This is a genomic window from Arthrospira sp. PCC 8006 (assembly GCF_046480465.1).
GTDB lineage: Bacteria > Cyanobacteriota > Cyanobacteriia > Cyanobacteriales > Microcoleaceae > Limnospira > Limnospira platensis.
On sequence record NZ_PKGG01000023.1, the window covers coordinates 1 to 17,947 of the forward strand.

A 17,947-nucleotide genomic window follows, 5' to 3' on the forward strand; every position below is an offset into this window, starting at 1 on the left:
CCACCACTAAATCAGAAATCCGATTTTTCGCTGTTAACATCATAATTGGCAGTTGATGCGGCGGCCAATCTTCCCTAATTTTTTCCGTCACTTCATAACCAGTCATCCGAGGCATCATCACATCCAATAAAATCAGATCTGGAATAAAACCAGACTCTAAAATTTCCAGTGCTTCCATACCATTAGTAGCCTGAGTAACAGCATAATTTTCCAAATAAAGATAATTCGCCAAAACCTGTAAATTAATGGGGTCATCATCAACAATCAGAATTTTAAACTGATTGCTATCTGGAGACAACTTAGACCCCGCCATAGATTGATGATTTTCAGTTTCTGGTATGGCAGCATCCCACAATACATCAGCATTCACCAGCGCCGCCTCATTAACCAGTAGTGAGTCCGGCTTAACAATAGTTTCTGGTATTTCCTCACTTATAGGAAGGGTAAAGGAAAAAGTAGAACCGGAGTCCACCACTGAATCTAACCATATTTTACCCTGGTGTAATTCCACCAACTGTTTAGTAATAGCTAAACCCAAACCCGTGCCGCCATATTGTCGCGCCGTTGAGCCATCACCCTGTTCAAAGGATTCAAAAATACGATGATGTTTGTCTGGGGGAATACCAATGCCAGTATCATAAATATTAATCACAGCAGTGGAGTGATTTACCTCTGTATCTAACACCGAGGCGGTAATTTTCACAGTTCCCGAATCCGTAAACTTAATGGCATTACCAATTAAATTATACAGAATCTGTTGCAGGCGATTTTCATCAGCATTAACCGCCGGAAAATCAGCAGGTATTTCATTAATTAACTCAATATCTTTATTGCCAATTAGAGGTTTACTTAGCACTACAATCACTTCCACAATTTCGCGAAGACCTAAAGGTTGCAGTTTTAGCTCTAAGGTTTGATGGCGCAATTTAGAGAAGTCAAGAATATCATTAACTAGAGTAGATAAACGATGTCCACTTTTAGCAATCATAGACAAGTTTTGGCGCTGAAGTTCTGTTAAAGGTCCCCCCACACCATCAAGCATTGATTCAGACAAGCCAATCATACCATTAAGGGGAGTACGCAGTTCATGGGATGTATTAGCGAGAAACTCATCTTTGAGTTCATCCATACGCTTGAGAGCATCGTTTTTCTCTTTTAATTGCTTGGTAAAGTTTTGACGTTCTATCTCGGCTTGTCGGCGCTGAGTAATATCTTCAAAAACTGCAATTCCATAAACAATAGCTTCATCACTATCAAAAATTGGTGTAGCCATTAGGGAACAGCAAATAGTTTGATCTGGGTGACGAATTTCTATATTTTCAATGGGAACACTTTTGCCTTTTAATGCTCTAATTAATGGTAATGCTTTGGTAGGATAAACCTGGTCTGTGCCATTTAAATATAAATTATTTATGCCGGCAAAATCTTCTAAGGATACCTCTGGTATATGTTCATGCCTGAATAAATCTTTTAACTTTTGATTGGCATAATATATATTGCCATTTTTATCATATACTAAAACCCCAACTGGCAAGGCTTCCAGGAATTGTTTAAGCCAATATTCTCGGTCATAAAGCTGGCGATTTAAGGCTTTGCTGATGTTATTCTGTTCTTCTAATTCACTAAAAGATTGCCGAATCTGCGCCGCCATTTGATTAAAAGATTGAGCCAGTTCTCCGACTTCTTGACAACGGGAAATATTGACGCTATGTTCCCAATCACCTTGGGCAAATTTCCGGGCAGCTTTATTTAAGTTAACTAGGGGTCTAGTGACGCGACGAGCCATGAACATACCGATAAAAATAGTAATAGCTAAAGCCACAAGAGATAGCATAAAAGTGATTCTAGCATTATCATTAATTATGCCCAAAAAATCCGACTCTGGCATCACTACGACAATCAGCCAATTTAACCCCCATTTATCCTGATAACGCACCACATCAAGAAACTGCTTTTCTCCGTTGATATAGAAGCTACTTTGATGCTTGGTCTTAATCTCGCTTAAATGTTGAAATCTTTGGCTAAAATATTCTGCTGTGCCGCTAATTATGGGGTGATTAACCTGGGAAATATGCAGGCGTTCGGCTACATTTTGATCATCGATTTTATAGGGAGGTAGCTCGGTGGAGGAAGCGACTAATAAACCGGAGGATTCAACAATAAAAATTTCTCCATGGGGGCTCACTTCCAAATTAGCTAAAAAATCATTAATTAAAGTTAGTACAAAATCTACCCCAATCACCCCGATAAATTGACCTTGACTGTCCTGAAGGGGATGGGATGCGGTAATCCCTAATTGACCATTGGTAAAGGTATAAATGGGACTCCAATTTGGTGCATTTAAGGCGAGAGTTTTAGTGTACCAAGGTCGCCTTCTCGGGTCATAGATATTTTGGTTATATAAATCACCCCGATCGCCTTCAGGTGTGATCAGATAATATAAGCGATTCGGTGATTCTTCGACACTTCTGGCTCGAAAAGAACCGTCAGATTCACGACTAACATAAATAAATTGGCCTTGTTCATTGCCAATATAGACGGCATAGACATTATCAAAAAGTTGTATAATTCTCCATAAGACCTTTTCGGAACCCTCGATATCAGCAAAGCTAATATCTCCTTGAATAGTATCTTTAATCAGAATTTGAGACAGAAGATGGGGACGTTGTAACAATTGGGTCAGATTACCCTTGACGCGAGCAGTTGCTTGATAACTAAGTTGGTTAGCTAGATCCATAACCGCCTGCTGACCGTTGCGCCAAGATAGATATCCGGTGACTCCTACTGTAGCGAATAGCTGAAGCACAAAAGGGACAATAATTATCTGTTTGAGAGGGACTTGCTCAAATAGGTTAGAGGTTCTCTGCTGCAAGAATTTGATTAACATAGGTTCAGATTACAAAGGGATGAAATCACAGGATGTTAGATCAAATCTGATTGATTACTAATCATCCAAGTTCGTTTTGAGGTCGCCACCCTCGATCATAATGAGATGAACCCCAAACTATAGCTACAAGATACATTGGCATGATTTTTTCCCCGGTTATTGAGGGTCGGAAAGTTCCAAAACACCAGCTTTCCAGGGATTGAATATAATCATATCAGATCCAATCACGGCATTACGAGCTACAAGCTGACCATGACTATCTCGGATTTCCAGACGAGTAAAATCAAGCGATCGCACTTGGTTAAATAATTTATTAGCCAAACGACTTTGATACTTAGATTCTAGCTGAAACCATCGATCGCTCACTTCAACTTCTAATAAACTCCCGGCAAAATTCGCTTTAACTGACCCAATCAAATCCTCGCCATAGGCCTTACTTAGTTTAGCAAGGCGATCGCGAATTGAGTTAGTTAAAGAAGGTTCCACAGTCAAAGTAGATGCCATCAAACCCACAGGTTCCGCCGCCTTGGGGGTAATTAGTTCTGGAGGTAAACGACCCGGATCTATTTCGGTTTCCGGGTTAAGGGGTTCGGCTTCAGGAACTTCTGGGGTTTCGGGTTCGGTTTCGGGTTCGGAAATAGTTTCCGCAGTGACCGGAGCCGGTGGTGTCTCCGTTGTGGTCACTGGTGGGATATCCTCAACTCTCTGATAATTGGTAGCTGTTTCCGGTCCAGACTTAGAGAACAGCAGTAGTCCTATACCAAATATTACTAATAAAATTGCACCCCACCACCAAACGGAACCACGGCGGCGACGGGGACCTTGAGGAGCGGCTTCCAATTGGTCAATGGTGGCTTCTGAAATTTTAATGATTTTCCGTAATAATGCGATCGCCAAATCCCGCCAAGGGTGACGTTGAGACCTTGGCGGTGGTGAATAGCGTTGAGGTCCCTTGGGTTGAGAAGGCTGCGATCGTTCCGTAGACATATTGGAGTTTCCATCAAGGCTGCTGCATAGTAGCTATCGCTCAATTTACCTTAGCGATCGCCACTTATCAATTTTCCGCACCACCGAAAATTGTAGATCCCCAATACCCTCGTGATTAGTTGGAGTTGATGGTTTTGCTAATGGAGTGAGATGGTAATGACCCTGCGAGGGTATATTGCAGCCTTTTGTGGATAGGACCCGGATTTAGCCAAAAGGTATCGTATATATAAATTAGCGATACTACTGCCTTTGAGTTTGAAAAACTAAGCCAGGACAGGCATTTCTAGGCTAGTTTCCTCAAAACTAAGAGCCACAAGGGGGTTAGATATCCGACTTGCAGACCGTTGAAGGCTGACTAGAAAAGACAGGTTAGGCATTGCTTCGTGACAGTGTTGGCAGTACCAATAAATTCCATTATGGTTGATATGCCTTAACATAGATGAACCGCAGCAAGGACAGGTACTCATAATTTTAAACTCCAAGTTTATCAAAGGTTGAGGCTTAACACGGATTTCTTTAGCTCACTTTACTTAGTCTAAGCAGCCTTTGTGAATAAGTTGTGAAGTATTATCCACATTTTCGGATGCGCCATATCACTGCTCACAGTTGCTAATTGATCTCAAAATATGCCAACAAGATTTGTATTCAATTACACCAATATATAAATTTCCCTATTCCCTAAAATTTCGCCCACATTCGTGACGGCTGACTGTAATAGTATTATACACAAATTCCCGGCAGATGAGTTAAGGAAAAACTAAATCTACCCCATCAACAGCTTAAAATCCCTGATCCCCTATGGACTCTTAGGGTCTATGGCTGGGGTGGTTGCAGCAGAAAATCAGTGCTTAACTGTCTACCTAGTCAAGATTCCCCCAACCACATAGCGATCGCCATCCGTAGAAAGATGTAGTAAAATTTGCCATCAGTTTATGGTAAAATTAATTGGCTCTCAGTCTCACCGATTTCATCCGCCAACTAGCTGATATTTAACCTAGGTTTGCTGGCGATTAATTTCAATAAAAGACGAAAATCAACGGAGTTTCCCCTAGTTAAGTCATGTTTTCTGTTACCCCTGTTAAAGACCTGGTACTAATTGGAGGGGGTCACAGCCATGCGATCGTCCTCAAACAATTGGCCATTAATCCCATTCCCAGACTACGCCTGACCCTAATTTCCGATGTGTACCATACTCCCTATTCGGGGATGCTACCGGGATATATAGCCGGACTATATAAGTTTAACGATTGCCATATAGATGTGCAAGCCTTAGCCAATTTGGCGAAAGCCAGACTATTGATAGATCGCGCCATGGGTTTAGACCTACAAACCAATCAAGTCCTGTGCGCCAACCGTCCCCCCGTCCCCTTCGATATTCTATCTATAGACATAGGTAGTACCCCCGGCACTATGACGGTTCCCGGTGTCCAACAACAGGCCATTCCGGTGAAACCCATTGCTAAATTTCTCAACCACTGGGATAAAATTGTCGAAACGGTGAGGGAAAACCCGAGGGAGAAAATGCGATTAGCAGTGGTTGGCGGTGGCGCTGGGGGAGTGGAATTAACCCTAGCCATATTTTCCCGTCTCCAACAGATTTATGGTCTCCACAGCCAACTACCAGAAAATCACCTAGAGTTACATCTATTTCAAAAAAGCGATCGCCTAATTCCCCAACGCCACCCAGGAGTTAGTCAGCGTTTGCAAAAACTGATCAGCAGTCGAGGTATCAACCTACACCTAGGGGAAACCGTCACCGAAATCGAGGGAAAATCCCCCCATAGCATCCATTGTGAATCAGGATTAACGGTAAAGTGCGATCGCTTGTTTTGGGTGACACAAGCCCGCGCCGCCACCTGGTTAAAAGACGCAGGACTAGCCACCGACGATCAAGGATTTATCCTCGTTAACGATTACCTTCAGTCTATCTCTCACCCTGATATTTTCGCCGCTGGAGATATCGCCACCATGTTAAACCATCCCCGACCCAAAGCCGGAGTTTTCGCAGTCCGTCAAGGAAAACCCCTCGCCGAAAACCTGGGACGCAAAGCCAACCAACAAACCCTAAAACCCTATCGACCCCAGAAAGAATTTTTAATCCTAATTAGTACAGGGGACCAACAGGCGATCGCCTCACGTGGCTGTTTTCGTCTAGGTCCCCATCCCCTAATTTGGCAATGGAAAGACCATATTGATCGCCAATTTATGAACAACTTTACTCAGCTTGGTTAAACCGGGTCAATTAACCCACCCAATTCTATCACAAACTCCCCCATAGGAATTAATTTAATTTGGCGATCGCCTTGGGGAGTATGACTCAAAATAATCTGCAAATAATCAGCCGGACGATAGGCTAAACGTTCCGACCACTCCACCGCCACAATACCCGGTTCCACCTCCACCCCCTCCCAATACAAGGAAATATTCAACCCCTCAATTTCCGACTCATTCAGGCGATATAAATCCAAATGATACAGAGGAATCCGTCCGCTTGTATACTCATTAATCAAAGTAAAAGTCGGACTATCCACTGATTCCGAAATACCCAAACCCTTAGCGATACCTTGCACTAAAGTAGTCTTACCCGTCCCTAGATTACCCTCTAGTAGAATTAAACTATTAGCACCAAGCGATCGCCCCAATTTCACCCCCACAGCTTGGGTGGCGATCGCATCAACCAGAGACAATATCACCGCCTCATTCATCTGTTCAATCCTTCCTCAATTTCACAAATTTATTAATCACTCAAACCCCCTTTATTCTACATGATTTTTTTTTAAATCAAACTCCTTCTCAAGTTCCTTATTCAGGAAATAGTTTAAAAACGTCCGAATCAAAGCAATTACCCCCAATCTAATTAGAGTTTCCTCCGTCGGGGCGACAGTGGTAGCCAGAATATCAGCCCCCAGTTGAAATTCTAAGGCTAATGCCAACCACACCCCAAACCTAATCCGTAACTCGATAAACAGAAACTCATCATATTGAAATTGAGAAAATTTAATCGCCAGTTGTCCGGTTTTCACTACACCAAACAACACACAAAAAACCGAAATGGTCTCTAATACAAACTTCGCCAAATCAACTAGCAGTTTGAGTCCATTCTCAGCCGTATATAACCATTCCATAAACTTGTCATGCCAGGGTAAAGTTACCCCAGCTATGTTAGCAGCAACAGCCAGATCAGAACCAGCGATCCAGATTTGGTCAAGGCTACCACTAGACAGACCCACCGGGTTTCAGGCTATTATATATAGAATTGCCCGAATCAAGTTAATTGGACTCCACCCTGACCCCTGGGGAAACATTTAACCCGACAGTGACAGTTCCCTAAATGTCATATTTATACAAAACTACCACTATCCAATAGGTCATAATTAAATTGAAACCAGATTTTTTTCCGATCATGTCACAACTACCAGTAAAGTTTTAAAGACCGTGCCAGTAAGCTGTCGCTAATCTCAGAACGAGGGTCATCAATGATCACTTCTAACTTAAATTGGACTAACTTAGCCAAAAGCAAAAGCCTCATGGCTGAACGCAACCATTATCCCAAAGCGATCGCGATTTGGGCCTGTGGTATTCAAATGATTTATCAATCTGGACGGCAAAATTTTCAAGTCCTCAAAGGTATTGATCTGCAAGTTCGCTCTGGGGACATACAACTTTTGATGGGACCAAGTGGCTCTGGTAAAACCACCTTACTCTCAATTTTGGCCGGACTTCTCACCCCCACAGCCGGGCGAGTCATGTTATTAGACCAAAATATCACCCAAATGTCCCGCCAGCAATTAGCACAGTTTCGGCTAAGGAATATTGGCTTTATTTTTCAGGGGTTTAACTTGTTTCCAGCACTCACGGCGGCGGAAAATGTGGAAGTTGCCCTAAATATCAAAGGCATTCGTGGACGTAGAGCCCGCCATGAAGCCGAAATACGGCTCGATCAAGTGGGTTTGGCTGCCCAGAAGCATTTGCGACCCCGCGACCTTTCTGGGGGGCAAAAACAGCGGGTAGCGATCGCCCGCGCCTTGGCGGGAAATCCTAAACTAATTATGGCTGATGAACCTACAGCAGCCCTAGACTCCACCAGCGGTCACGCCGTTATTGATGTATTACGGAAGTTGGCCAAAGAAGACGGCGCGACAGTGTTAATGGTCACTCACGACCCCCGCATTATTGATGTCGCCGATCGCATTCTACATCTCGAAGACGGTCAAATTCAGCACTAACCATGGATAGCCAGTTACCAGTTAACTTTGATGCAGTTGCTACCGCCTCCGCACGTCTCAAGGGCTACCTAAAGCCTACCCCAGTGGTTACATCTACCACTGTGAACCGACTAACCGGGGGGACGGTTTTTTTTAAGTGCGAGAATTTCCAACGTACTGGATCATTTAAGTTCCGTGGTGCTTTCAATGCCCTATCTTTGCTAGATCCTAAATCACAACAGGGCGGCGTGTTTACCTATTCCTCCGGCAATCATGCCCAAGCGATCGCACAAGCTGGGTCAATTTTAGGAATCAACACCACTATCATTATGCCAGACAATGCCCCCGCTGTCAAGCGATCGGCTACAGCTAATTATGGCGCGGAAATTGTCCTGTATAATCCCTCAGAAGTAGTGCGAGAAAAATATTGTCAACAACTAGCAGGGGAAAGAAATGCTACCATTATTCCCCCCTATAATCATCCCGATATTATCGCCGGACAGGGAACTACAGCATTAGAATTAATTGAGGATGTAGGAGAGTTGGATTTATTGTTAGTTTGTTGTGGCGGCGGTGGCTTGCTTTCTGGTTGTGCGATCGCCACGCGCCAACTTTCTCCCGCTTGTCAAATTATTGGGGTTGAACCCGCTTTAGCAGACGATGCTACCCGGTCATTTAAGACTAAAACTCTCCATACTATTCACAACCCCCAAACTATTGCTGATGGCGCGAGAACACCTTATTTAGGAAGTCTCACCTTTCCGATTATCCTAGCTAAAGTTGATGATATGGTAACCGTTTCCGAAACTCAAATTATTCAGGCGATGTGGTTTTTATGGGAAAGGTTAAAATTGGTGGTAGAACCCACCGGAGCATTAGCCACAGCCGCTTTATTATCGGGAATTGTCCCCGCTGCTAATCGTCGTGTAGGGGTGATTATTAGTGGCGGTAATGTGGATTTAAAAGAGGCGATCGCTTTCTTTCAAAATCAGCCACCAATTAATTGGGTAAGTTAAGTTCAGGGTCGCTTTTTAATAAGCCTTCAAACTGAGCATCCGTCAGGGGGGGACTGAAAATATAACCCTGAATTTCATGACATAAATTGTCATAAATAAACGCCAGTTCTTCTGCGGTTTCTACCCCTTCCGCCACCACTTTTAAGTTAAGTTGTTTGGTCATCATAGTCACCGCCTTAACAATAGCTTGAGTTTTCGGATTTTGATGAACATCTTTCACAAAGCACCTGTCTAGTTTTAAAGTATCAAACGGAAACTTATTTAAATAGTTAAGAGACGAGTAACCCGTCCCAAAATCATCAATGGAGACCTTGACACCCAGAGACTTTAATTCCTTTAACTTGCGGATAGATAACTCCTCATTTTTAACCAAGATGCTTTCCGTTAACTCTAGTTCTAAATAAGCCGGATCCACCCCTTGATCATTTAAAATTTCCATTAAATGTTCACAAAAATTAGCCTGATTAAACTGATAGGCTGAAACATTCACCGCCACCGGAATTAACAGGCCTAAATTTGTCCAAGTTTTGATTTGACGACAAGCCGTTTTAACTACCCATTCTCCAATAGTTTCAATCAAACCTGTTTCTTCAGCCAAAGGAATAAATAACCCAGGTGACACCAAACCATTATTGCACCGATTCCACCTCAGCAAAGCCTCAGCACCCACAATCTTACCAGTTTTTAAGCAGACTTTTGGCTGATAATACAGTTGTAACTCATTCCTGGCGATCGCCTTTTGCAGATCCGCCTCTAAAGCTAGACTCTCCGATGACAGTACCTGTAAACTATCTCGATATAGAGTACAGCGGTTTCCCCCATAACTGCGACTCGAATTTAAAGCAATTTGACTATTTTTTAAAAGCCAATCAATGTCCTGACCGTGAATAGGATAAAGAGCAATTCCCATACTAGCCATAATCACCATTTCCTGACCATTAATTAATAAAGGTTCAGCTACAGCATCCCTGAGTAATTTAGCTTGCTCATTTACTTGATTTTCCGAGCCAGCCAACTGACCAATAATCGCAAACTCTCCACTGGTTAAAGAAGCCACAGTACCCTGATTATCCATAGCTTTAACTAACCTTTCTCCCACCTGCTTCAGTAGTGCTTCCGCCGACTCATAACCGAGGGTGTCATTAATCCGATTAAATCTATCTACACTCAAACAGACAATTGGAATTAATCCCGAATCGTAACTTGGTAAATTCTCTACAATTTTTTCAAAGCGATCGCGCAAAGCCAAACGATTCGGTAAATTAGTGATTCCGTCCCAGTCCACCAGTTGATTAACCTGTTCTTCTGTAGATACAATTGGACTTTGATTATTTTGATAATACTGTTGCATATTGGAATGTTTTTCTAAACGCACCGTAATCGATCGCATTAGCTCCGCTGCTGAACAAGGTTTCGTAATATAATCATCAGCACCCAACTCCATAGCCTTGCGGGTATTCATGCGATCGGCTAAAGCCGTCATAAAAATAAACGGAATAATTGCCGTTTTCGGGTTCTGTCGAAGCTGTGCCAAAACTCCATAACCATCAAGTATCGGCATCATTACATCACACAAAATCAGATCAGGATGCTCCTGTTCAGCCAGTTTAACACCCCGCAGACCATCGGTAGCTTCCAACACTTGGAAATTCTCAAATGTTAGCAGTTCCACCAAGTTCTCTCTGACCAATCTTTCATCTTCAATAATCAGAATTTTTTTCATTCCTCTAATTTAGATGGCAAGATAACTGTACAAGTTGTTCCTATTCCTTCTTCACTTTCCACCCGAATTTCACCAAGCTGTAAATCTACCGCTTTTTTCACCAAAGACAACCCCAGTCCTGTTCCTGATATATTCCCCACATTGCTACCACGGTGAAACGGCTCAAATAGGCGTTTTATATCCAACTTAGGAATGCCAATACCTGAGTCCTTAATCGCCAATATAACCCGATCATCCTCACAAGTCAAGTCTATTTTAATATCCCCCCCCGCCTGGGAATACTTAATCGCGTTAGAAATCAGGTTAGTTAGTATTTGTGAGATTAAATACTCATCAAGTCTGGTATCCGGGAAACTGCTAGGACAGGTAAAAATTAAATTGTGTTTATCCGTGGTTAGTTGAATTTCCGCAATTAAGTTAGCGCAAAACTCTTTCAGATTCACCAGCACGGGATGGGGGATTAACTTGCCAGATTCCGCTTTTTCAATGATTAGAATATCATTTAAAAGTTCTGTCATTTGCTGGATTCCTACCCTGATTCTCTGAAAATGGGTGCGTTTTTTGTCATCGGAAATTCTCTGACTATAACTTTCTAATAATCCAGCCGAAAAAGAAATCGTAGTTAAGGGAGTCCTCAATTCATGGGAAATTGTCGTAATTAAACTAGTTTTAAGGTCTTGAAATTCTGCCTGAATTTGGTCGATTTGTTTTTGGCTATAATCCCGCAAATCATGATTTTCACTTCTCAGACTATCAATCTGTTCTTGGAGTTGAGAAACTGATTGATATAATATGGGATTGTTCAGAATTTGTAAAAGTCGGTAACTCGAAATTAATCCCAATAAATGATTTTCGTCATTAACTACGACACAAAAATCAGTTTTAGCATTGTTAAAGAATGAAATTAGGCTAGAGATATTCGGCAAATGTGACTTTTTGAAGACCAGTGGTAATTCCTTCATTACTTCTGCCACTTTAGTCTCATTTAGATCTATTTTTTTCGACACGACATCGACTACCTCCTTGGCGCTGAATGAACCAATGGGGGTACTGTCATTGACAACTAAAACCACCTGTGCGTCCAACTCCTTCATTAGAGCGATCGCATCCATTATTTTAGTTTCCGGTCCAACAATAATAGGTGAAGTATCTAGGATAGCTTTTTCTAATCTAAAGAGTGCTAAGGTGCGAGACGTTTAGGAATCAAATAAGGCTGAAATGCCTGAAATAACTTCCTAGTGGGACTTTCACCCCTTGGTGAAATATAAGGAMCTCATACCCTGACCATCCTACAACTGTTTATATGTCCCAAAGTTGGGTATAGAAATATACAAAACAAGGCAGGGAACTCAAGGTAAAAACGAAATAYYGGAAATMTTAAYGATTCCTAMAKMAGKAMGTTGAGAGTAACGGCGATAGCCACCCCCAGTTTTGGGAATCATAACCCCAGGATTGAAGCGGGGAACGGAAGGCGTGAAGTAGAACCTACTACCAAATGCGACCACTGCCAACCATCCATGATTAGGGAAACTGAATGTCCGGCTTGAACCATCGTAATGATTTAGCAGCGAAACAGGTTGATACGCTGCGTTCAAAAGAGCAAGGGGAAAAGTAGGGTAATCATGACATCACCTACACAGACTTTTAAAAGTACCCCGGTTCTGAGGACAAATCTAAAGATGGAATGCCCGTATAAACGGAACGTTTAAACCCCTTTTAGGCTCTCAAGTGGCAGGATGTACCTGCACAGTAGTGAAAGTGTAAGCGTATACCTTTAAGGGGAAAGGATGTGACTGAAAGCCAATGCCTAACTGTAATGGTTAGGATATGCCCACTAGTCACGGTGTGGATATAGAGACTGCGACAATTAGGAGTGTTTACGACGAAAGCGAGTTTAAAGACTACGATGTTGTATTTAGCTCTAAAAGTTGAAGTCACAAAGCAGGAAGTTGTTACCCTGTTCCCGATGTCAAAAGGGGTATCTACATCAGGAGCCGTGTGCTGGGAAACTCGCAAGCACGGTTTGGAATTGGAGTTGGGGAAGGTGACTTCTCTTTCGACCATAACCAGTTTAGAGACACCGGGGAGATTTTCCTAAAGTGAAAGTATTTGCAGTTTAGAGATTACCGGGGAGGTTAGGCGATCGCTTTTCCGGACGGTTGACTGTTTTTCTAATCTGGTAGGGAGGTAGGGCGATCGCTTTTCGGGTGGCGGGGGTTTGGCGGCGCCGGGGGAGGGATTAAGGGCGCAGCGGTAGACCAAGCCCTTAATACCGTGGGTGGGTGGGTTCCGCCGCCGCCAATGGGGGGAGCTTGAGGCGATCGCTTTTCGGGTGGCGGGTTTTGGAATGCTCCTTAGTCGGGGTGAGTTGAGAGGTAGGGCGATCGCCGGCGCGGACAGTTGGCTGGTTTGGGCTAACTTGTGGGGAGGTGCGGTTGGCTGGTTTTTAGAGGCGGTTGATTTGTGGGGAGGCAAGGTTTTCTGTTTTTTTAGATTCTCGGGCGATCGCCGGCGCGGATAGTCCTTGGCGTGCCTTGGTTGGGATGCCTAGTTACTGGGTGCTTTGCACAAGAGGGGTTGACTTATGGGGATGCCAGGTTATTGGGCGCAGTGGCTTACTAGTGTTCAGTGAAGTTTAGTGGTGGCGCTCCTCTCGTAATCGCCGCGCGCCAAAACGAAAGTTACTAGTGTTCAGGAAAGGTGATCGCGGGCGCGGGCTCCAAATACCGCTCGGTCCTAGTCGGCAGTGGCTTACTAGTGTTCAGTGAAAGCAACTGGTGGGGGAGCCGCTCCGGGGTGGGTAGTGCTAAAGAGGTAATGATGCGTTGTAGTGATGGATAAAATACCAAATGCCACCAATGTGATTCTGCAAACACTTGGAAAAGGACAAGGTCTTGGGTACTAAGCGAGACACTGGTTGTCTCAAGGTATTGTTAAACGTTTCGATGTAGCTGGTCAAACCTGTATCCTTCCCAACCCCTTGATGACGTTTACTCGGTAGAACAGCCTCATAGGCTCCCCAGAAATCTGTATAAGCCACCGCACATTGGCGATACACTGGGGGCAATGACTCCCACAATTGGCGGGCTGCGGCTTCATCCCGTGCACCAATGTCAACACCGACAATCTCACGGGTTTTTACGTCGAGAGCTAACCAAATCCACTGTTTGTTTCCTTTATGGTTGACAAATGACCACAATTCATCACATGGAATCGTTAACCTCCCGTTTTTTGCGCCTCACCTGGACTTGGCGGGGCACAGAGGCATATTTCTGATTGACGTAGTTTGGCAGCCAGGGCTCAGACACTTGGACGGCCCGTGCTATTCCGGCAAGGGGAATTCTCTCCATCGGCAAACGGTCAATCAGAGACCGTGTTTCTTGGTCAATCACCTTTTTGGTGGGGGTGTTCAACAAACTGTCGTCCATAATCACGACACTTGAACCGTTGTTTGCCGTTGTGAATCCGTCCATTTTTGACGGTGTGGGTAGATGTACAAGTTGGGCRGGCAGGTATGGAAATTGAACCCGAGTCGGTTTTGTTATGGTCGAAAGGGAAGTCGCCTTCCCCAACTCCAATTCCAAACCGTACTTGAGACTTTCACCTCATACGGCTCCTGATGTGGATACCCCTTTTGTCATTGGGAACAGGGCTACAACCCCCTGCTTTATGACCTCAACTTTCGGAGCTATATACAACCACGTAGTCATTAACTCGCTCTGGTCATAAACACTCTTAGTTGTCGCGGTCTCTATATCCACACCGTGACTAGTGGGCATATCCTAACCATTACAGTTAGGCATTAGCTTTCAGTCACATCCTTTCCCCTAGGAGGCATACGCTTACACTTTTCACGCTCTGCTTGCGAGTAATATTGCTCACTTGTTTATTAGCAGAGCCTAAGAGGGGTTTAAACGTTCCGTTTATATGGGCATTCCATCTTTAGATTTGTCCTATCCACCGGGGTATTTTCAAGGTCTGTGTAGGTAGTGTAAGTAAACTCCTACTTTTCCCCTTGCTCTTTTGAGCGCAGCGTTTCAACCTGTTTCGCTACTATAAATTGACGATGGTTCAAGCCGGACATTCGGTTTCCCTAATCATAGATGATTGGCAGTGGTCGGGTTATTGGGAACAGGTTTCCCTCACGCCTTCCGTTCCCCGCTTCAATCTGACGGGTTGTGAGTCCTGAAACTGGGGGTGGCTATCGCCTTTACTCTCAACTTCCTGCTGTACATAACACCAGCGTTCAGTCTTGACCTTGAGTTCCCTGCCTTGTTTGGATTCCTCCCAACGTCGGGACATATAAACAGTTATGAGGATGGCCACGAGTGCGCTCCTTATATTCAACCAAGGGGTTGAAGTCCCCACCAGGCGGTTATTTCTGGCATTGCAGCCTTATTTCATGCCTGAACGTCTCGCACTACACCTCTATCATTACATATTAGGCACTACCCAATTTTTTTAGATCAAACAAACCTCCTTGTATGCTCGGAAACCCTATAGGTTTCCGTATATTTCGCAATTTAGCGATAATCTCTTCTTTCAAGCGTCCCCGCAGTTGAAATAAGACACATGGATCTTCACTAAAGCGATCGCCTAACATATAATAAACTGCACCAATATGTTTACAGGGGTTAGCCGGATCTGGACAACAGAGCGCGAGAATGTACTTCATCCAAATTAAAAGGAAACAGCCGCCAGCCATTTTTAGCAAATACATCCTCAATATTATAAGGCATTTCCCCTGCTAACAACTTGGCGGAAAAAATCGCCTGCTGGGATAATGTTTCAATCACATATCCCCATTCTTCCTYGGTAAAAGTATCTAACCACAATTCCACTTGATAAGGTTCGGCTTGCGTCCCCTGAACTTGCGCCAGAACCCGCTGACCAGTAAATTCAATATTGAGAACATTACCCTGTCTGGCATAATTTCTCGCCCTTTCCAATCGTTTCTTAAACCGATAGCGATTCAGAATGTCTAACCATTGCTGGGTCCACCATTCCTGATTATTTTCTATATGGTAATCTGCCATGATTGGGAACCCYCAAAAATATCGTTTTATTCATTATAGACAACGGGTGAGGGTTGACAACAGCCGGGAACTCATGATAGAATATTGACATATTGTTTTATAATAAGAATGTATGCAAAAATAAAAAAAATCAACTATTCCCATTATCTAAAGTATAGCCCAGAACCCCCCAAAAGGCAACCCCACCCCCCCCAAAAAAATTTTTTCGCAACAAAACTTAATTTTTTGTTACAAAAGTTAACATAATTAGCTAGTGATGGCGATGATGCGATCGCAGTAGGGGGAATATTTTTCCTGAGAATTTGCGTAAATTGTTTGAGGACAATTGATAAATAATTATAGGGGTAGGTTAATTTATGAGATTCAGAAGACCGAAAGAACTGCTGGGCAAGGTGAATGTCAAAATCGCGCTGCTAATGTTGGGTCGATTAAGCATAATCAGCGTCATATCTTTGGTTATGGCAACGATTAACAACTATGGAAATCATAAAAACTACTGGGAGCGGACAATTTTTGCGACGCAGACAGTAGATTTTAACATTTTATCTCACACTTTGCCGACGAAACTTTCCCTGGCGCTGCTAGAGGGAGAAACGGAGGAGTTGCAGCGGACTCTGGACAGTAACTACGGGTTGTTCGGGTTAGTAGTCACGAACTGCGAAAGTGCGATCGCCGATTGTCCAGAGCAGGAAATCCTCTACTATTCCAATTCCCGTCGCCTTGGGAAAGAGGGTTTTAAGGTAGAAAACCTAACTAATGAGCCTTACGATCTCCTACGGGACCCGCCGCCATTGTTTGCGGAACGCAAATATAAACGGCGTTATCAACCGGAAGCTGACCCGACGGGGATGGTCAACAGAGGGGAAATCATCGGGCGGGTATATTACGTCCGGCGGGTGCCGCCAACCTTCGCGGAGAGTTACGCGAAATGGGCGAGGGGGTTGCTGAGGTTCCAGCACAGTCCTAGTATTTTCTCGCTGACTGCGGGTATATTTTTGGCGGGGGGTGCAGTGGTTTGGTTGCTGATCGAATTTGTGTTGTACCGAAAGCGCCGAGAGAGGAAACAGTTACTGGAAGAGGCGCGGAATATTCGGGAAGAGTTGCAGCAGAAAGTTAAACAAAATGAAGCTCTGATCGCTGTTAGGGAAAAGGGGCGGGAGGAGTTGGAGGACTACCGAAGGGAACAGCAATCGATCGCAACGGAACTGAAAATAGCGATCGCGGACTACGAACAGAAAATCGTGGATTTCCAACATCAACAGGATGATAGCCAGACCTCTCTGCAAGAACTGCGGAATCAATTAGCCTGGGCGGTGGAATATCAGGTAGAGGCGCAAGAGGAAATTGACAGACGCTCTGAGGCGATCGCCAACCTGGAAAATTGCCTGAATAGCCAGAACAGGGAACAGCAGGAAATGACGCGCACCCTGGAAAAGTGGCAGCGCCAGTTGCAGGAAACCGAAGATCGGGAAAAGAGGACCAATGAGCAGATAGTGAGCCTGAATCAAAAGATTGCGGAACTGACGCGCGAGTATGATCAGGCGATACAGCAATCGGCAGACCTGCAAAGCCAACTGAGGGAACAAGCTGATGTTGAGCAGTTGAGAAGAGCCTTGGAATCGGCTAGGGAAGAATCAGAGTGTATCAAAGAACAGTCCCGAGATTTTGAAGTCTATATCACCGAAGAAAATGAGAGTTTGGCAGCCAAAATCAGACAGTTAGAAAATGAACTGGGGGAACATAGATCGAGAATTTTGTACCTGAAAAGTCGCCTAGAGGATAGGGAGGTAGGTGATCACCATGTCAGTGACTCGATCGAACCTGAAGATTGCTTTACCCCAGCCAACCTCAGTAGATCCACCATACCCTCTTTGTCCAGTTCTGAGGTAATCAGAGGTCTACATCGCTTGGAATTTGTGACTGACCACCAAACAGGGAGCCATGTTCACCTCAAAAAAACCCTTGTTTGTAGGGTTCCCCATCATGCCAAAGATGTGCCTTACGGTATCCTCAAAAACATTTTACAATCGGCGAAGATAACCGAACAAGAGTTGAGGGATAATTTCTGATTGGAGCAACTCGGTTCCCTATTT

General features: G+C 44.0%; 14 protein-coding genes and 2 pseudogenes. 5 read left to right on the top strand and 11 right to left on the bottom strand.

What is annotated here, in order from left to right; genetic code table 11:
• The 3 genes from B9T16_RS05900 to B9T16_RS05910 form a co-directional block, all read right to left on the bottom strand.
• Positions 1-2,887 (bottom strand): ATP-binding protein (locus B9T16_RS05900; RefSeq protein WP_410244297.1); only part of this gene is annotated, 2,887 nt, incomplete at its 3' end.
• Between the two features lie 156 nt (positions 2,888-3,043).
• Entirely contained in the window at positions 3,044-3,874 is an 831-nt protein-coding gene (locus B9T16_RS05905) for a hypothetical protein (protein ID WP_410244298.1), read from the bottom strand.
• A 263-nt stretch (positions 3,875-4,137) separates the two neighbouring features.
• On the bottom strand, positions 4,138-4,341 hold the full coding sequence (locus B9T16_RS05910; RefSeq protein WP_410244299.1) for a zinc ribbon domain-containing protein: 204 nt from the start codon (positions 4,339-4,341) through the stop codon (positions 4,138-4,140).
• A 592-nt stretch (positions 4,342-4,933) separates the two neighbouring features.
• Between B9T16_RS05910 and B9T16_RS05915 the strand changes: the two genes are divergently transcribed.
• On the top strand, positions 4,934-6,106 hold the full coding sequence (locus B9T16_RS05915) for an FAD-dependent oxidoreductase (protein ID WP_410244300.1): 1,173 nt from the start codon (positions 4,934-4,936) through the stop codon (positions 6,104-6,106).
• Here the strand turns inward: B9T16_RS05915 and tsaE are convergent.
• A complete protein-coding gene (gene tsaE, locus B9T16_RS05920) occupies positions 6,103-6,579 on the bottom strand; it encodes a tRNA (adenosine(37)-N6)-threonylcarbamoyltransferase complex ATPase subunit type 1 TsaE (RefSeq protein WP_410244301.1) in 477 nt (158 codons plus the stop codon). The two genes, B9T16_RS05915 and tsaE, sit on opposite strands and share 4 nt — an antisense overlap.
• Positions 6,580-6,630: 51 nt before the next feature.
• A complete protein-coding gene (locus B9T16_RS05925) occupies positions 6,631-7,104 on the bottom strand; it encodes a DUF1622 domain-containing protein (protein WP_410244302.1) in 474 nt (157 codons plus the stop codon).
• Positions 7,105-7,350: 246 nt separating this feature from the next.
• Between B9T16_RS05925 and B9T16_RS05930 the strand changes: the two genes are divergently transcribed.
• Positions 7,351-8,100 carry an ABC transporter ATP-binding protein gene (locus tag B9T16_RS05930; protein ID WP_410244303.1) on the top strand — a complete coding sequence of 250 codons (750 nt, stop codon included), beginning with the start codon at positions 7,351-7,353 and terminating at the stop codon, positions 8,098-8,100.
• A 2-nt stretch (positions 8,101-8,102) separates the two neighbouring features.
• Positions 8,103-9,095 (top strand): threo-3-hydroxy-L-aspartate ammonia-lyase, encoded by a 993-nt coding sequence (locus tag B9T16_RS05935; RefSeq protein WP_006617612.1) that lies wholly within the window; start codon positions 8,103-8,105, stop codon positions 9,093-9,095.
• Here the strand turns inward: B9T16_RS05935 and B9T16_RS05940 are convergent.
• Entirely contained in the window at positions 9,079-10,818 is a 1,740-nt protein-coding gene (locus tag B9T16_RS05940) for an EAL domain-containing response regulator (RefSeq protein WP_006617611.1), read from the bottom strand. The two genes, B9T16_RS05935 and B9T16_RS05940, sit on opposite strands and share 17 nt — an antisense overlap.
• Positions 10,815-11,975 (bottom strand): ATP-binding protein, encoded by a 1,161-nt coding sequence (locus B9T16_RS05945; protein WP_410244316.1) that lies wholly within the window; start codon positions 11,973-11,975, stop codon positions 10,815-10,817. Before B9T16_RS05945 ends, B9T16_RS05940 begins: the two co-directional genes overlap by 4 nt.
• A gap of 749 nt (positions 11,976-12,724) precedes the next feature.
• On the opposite strand from B9T16_RS05945, the gene B9T16_RS05950 reads away from it, so the two are divergent.
• Complete coding sequence (locus tag B9T16_RS05950; protein ID WP_200874943.1) at positions 12,725-12,916, top strand: hypothetical protein; 192 nt, start codon at positions 12,725-12,727, stop codon at positions 12,914-12,916.
• Here the strand turns inward: B9T16_RS05950 and B9T16_RS05955 are convergent.
• The 4 genes and pseudogenes from B9T16_RS05955 to B9T16_RS05970 form a co-directional block, all read right to left on the bottom strand.
• Positions 12,913-13,293 carry a hypothetical protein gene (locus tag B9T16_RS05955; protein ID WP_315643253.1) on the bottom strand — a complete coding sequence of 127 codons (381 nt, stop codon included), beginning with the start codon at positions 13,291-13,293 and terminating at the stop codon, positions 12,913-12,915. The genes B9T16_RS05950 and B9T16_RS05955 overlap by 4 nt on opposite strands.
• Before the next feature lie 331 nt (positions 13,294-13,624).
• A pseudogene (locus B9T16_RS05960) lies at positions 13,625-14,334 on the bottom strand (IS1 family transposase).
• 606 nt (positions 14,335-14,940) lie between these two features.
• Positions 14,941-15,120 (bottom strand): hypothetical protein, encoded by a 180-nt coding sequence (locus B9T16_RS05965; protein WP_035736381.1) that lies wholly within the window; start codon positions 15,118-15,120, stop codon positions 14,941-14,943.
• 205 nt (positions 15,121-15,325) lie between these two features.
• A pseudogene (locus B9T16_RS05970) lies at positions 15,326-15,854 on the bottom strand (hypothetical protein); the annotation flags it as partial.
• Positions 15,855-16,210: 356 nt separating this feature from the next.
• Here B9T16_RS05970 and B9T16_RS05975 point away from each other — a divergent pair.
• A complete protein-coding gene (locus B9T16_RS05975; RefSeq protein WP_006619069.1) occupies positions 16,211-17,923 on the top strand; it encodes a type II toxin-antitoxin system HicA family toxin in 1,713 nt (570 codons plus the stop codon).
• Positions 17,924-17,947: the final 24 nt, after the last annotated feature.

Excerpts from the sequence above, each read along its gene's own strand:
- B9T16_RS05905 (WP_410244298.1), bottom strand. The coding sequence starts at position 3,874 with ATGTCTACGGAACGATCGCAGCCTTCTCAACCCAAGGGACCTCAACGC.
- B9T16_RS05910 (WP_410244299.1), bottom strand. The coding sequence starts at position 4,341 with ATGAGTACCTGTCCTTGCTGCGGTTCATCTATGTTAAGGCATATCAAC.
- B9T16_RS05915 (WP_410244300.1), top strand. The coding sequence starts at position 4,934 with ATGTTTTCTGTTACCCCTGTTAAAGACCTGGTACTAATTGGAGGGGGT.
- tsaE (WP_410244301.1), bottom strand. The coding sequence starts at position 6,579 with ATGAATGAGGCGGTGATATTGTCTCTGGTTGATGCGATCGCCACCCAA.
- B9T16_RS05930 (WP_410244303.1), top strand. The coding sequence starts at position 7,351 with ATGATCACTTCTAACTTAAATTGGACTAACTTAGCCAAAAGCAAAAGC.
- B9T16_RS05935 (WP_006617612.1), top strand. The coding sequence starts at position 8,103 with ATGGATAGCCAGTTACCAGTTAACTTTGATGCAGTTGCTACCGCCTCC.
- B9T16_RS05940 (WP_006617611.1), bottom strand. The coding sequence starts at position 10,818 with ATGAAAAAAATTCTGATTATTGAAGATGAAAGATTGGTCAGAGAGAAC.
- B9T16_RS05950 (WP_200874943.1), top strand. The coding sequence starts at position 12,725 with ATGTTGTATTTAGCTCTAAAAGTTGAAGTCACAAAGCAGGAAGTTGTT.
- B9T16_RS05965 (WP_035736381.1), bottom strand. The coding sequence starts at position 15,120 with ATGTCCCGACGTTGGGAGGAATCCAAACAAGGCAGGGAACTCAAGGTC.
- B9T16_RS05975 (WP_006619069.1), top strand. The coding sequence starts at position 16,211 with ATGAGATTCAGAAGACCGAAAGAACTGCTGGGCAAGGTGAATGTCAAA.